Below are 1,872 nucleotides of genomic sequence, written 5' to 3' on the forward strand. Positions count from 1 at the left end.
ATGGGGCAAAGGCAACGCCGGGGGCCAGATCGAAGGCTTTATCAACCTGCCGCTGGCGCCCACTGTCGCGATCCGCCTGATGGCATTTTACGACAAGACCGGCGGCTACATCAACAACACGCACGGGGTCTACAATTACCAATCGGTGCCGATCACGCTCGACAACGCGGCGCTGGTCCAGAACGCTTACAACCCCGATGAGGAATATGGCGGTCGCGCCGCCCTCGCCTGGCAAGTCGCGCCCGACTGGACGATCACGCCCGAGATCACCTATCAATACCTCGATGCCAAAGGCGGGTACAATTACGATCCGCGCGTCGGCGATCTGGCCGTTCATGACTACAGCCCGACCTGGCTGCGCGATCACTGGTATCAGGCCGAACTGGCGATTCAGGGCAAAATCGGCGATTTCGACATCGTTTCGGCAACCGGATATTTTTCGCGGACTTATTCCAATGCCAATGACTATACGTATTATTCCGTCACGTATGACAAACTTGTCGCAGCAGGCAATGCGGGAAGCTATTATACCAATTTTACCGACAAAAATGGGAAATACATCAACCCGACTCAGCAGTACTATGGCCACGAGCATGACAAGAAATTTACCCAGGAAGTACGCCTGAGCACACCGAAAAGCTGGCCATTCCAGCTCACTCTCGGCGGATTTTACCAGTATCAGCGCCTGAGCTATGACGATAACTATTACATTCCGGGCCTAAGCAGCGCGCTCAACAGCGGGATTCCAGCAACAGCCACAAGCTCGGCCGTTGCCCCGTTTTCTCCGGCGGTGGGCGGGGTCTATACCCCCGATGCCTATTACCTCGTCGAAGAAGATCGCCACTTCAAGGACGGCGCAGCCTTTGCCGAAGGCAATGTCAATCTGACCAGCACACTCAAGGCAACCGGCGGCATCCGCTATTTCGTGTCGGACAACGGCACCTACGGCTTTGCCGGAACGTGGAGCAGCGCGGACAACAGCTCCAAAGCCATGCAGTCCAACGGCACACCCGGCTGCTGGAACGAAGATCCGACCGCCCTTTACGGCAAGTTCATCCACCCCTCACGGCTGAGCTGCATCAACACAAACACTCAATATCACCAGACCGGAGAAACGCACAAACTCAGCCTGACCTGGCAGTTCGAGCCATCCAAGATGGTCTATGCCACCTATTCGACCGGGTTCCGCCCTGGCGGCGGCAACCGCCTCGCCAATGCTGCGCCCTACAAGGCCGATACGCTGACCAATTTCGAAATAGGCTGGAAAACGACCTTTGGCCGCAATCTGCGCTGGAACGGCGCGATCTACTATGAAAAGTGGAAAGGCGTGCAATATGTCGTGATCCCGCCGGGGTATCAGGGCGCCGGGGTGACCGTCAACGCGGGCGATGCGCGCGTCTACGGGATCGAAAGCGATGTCGAATGGAAACCGTTTACCGGACTGAGCCTGTCGGCCAACGCGGCCTATAACGATGCTGCACTGGCATCCAATTTCTGCGACCTGATTTCGCGCACAGACTTGTCGATCCGCTCCGGTTGTTCGACCTATGGCGTCGACATGGCCGCCGCCAAGGGCACCCGCCTGCCGCGCCAGCCGCGCTTCAAGGGCAGTGCCACCGCGCGCTATGACTTTGACGCCGCCGGCACCAAAGCCTTCATCCAGGCGCAGATCTTTCACCAGTCGGGCAGCACGTCAGACCTCGACGTGTCGAACGATCAACTGCTCGGCGATACCAGCGGCTTTACCACCTTCAACTTTTCGGCAGGCACTTCGATCGACAAGTTCTCGATCGAGGCATTCATTCAGAACGCCTTCGACAGCCGGGGCATCCTGTCGAAAAACACGTTCTGCTCGATCCAGTATTGCTCGGG

Annotated in this window: 1 protein-coding gene; it reads left to right on the forward strand. The window is 57.6% G+C overall.

Annotated features, from left to right (window positions below; all coding sequences use genetic code 11):
* Positions 1 to 1,872: TonB-dependent receptor (locus tag P4L78_RS15130; RefSeq protein WP_309328683.1), on the forward strand; the 1,872-nt coding region annotated here is incomplete at both ends.

Origin of the sequence: Silvimonas sp., assembly GCF_031291215.1 — a bacterium.
In the GTDB taxonomy this organism is placed as follows: domain Bacteria; phylum Pseudomonadota; class Gammaproteobacteria; order Burkholderiales; family Chitinibacteraceae; genus Silvimonas; species Silvimonas soli.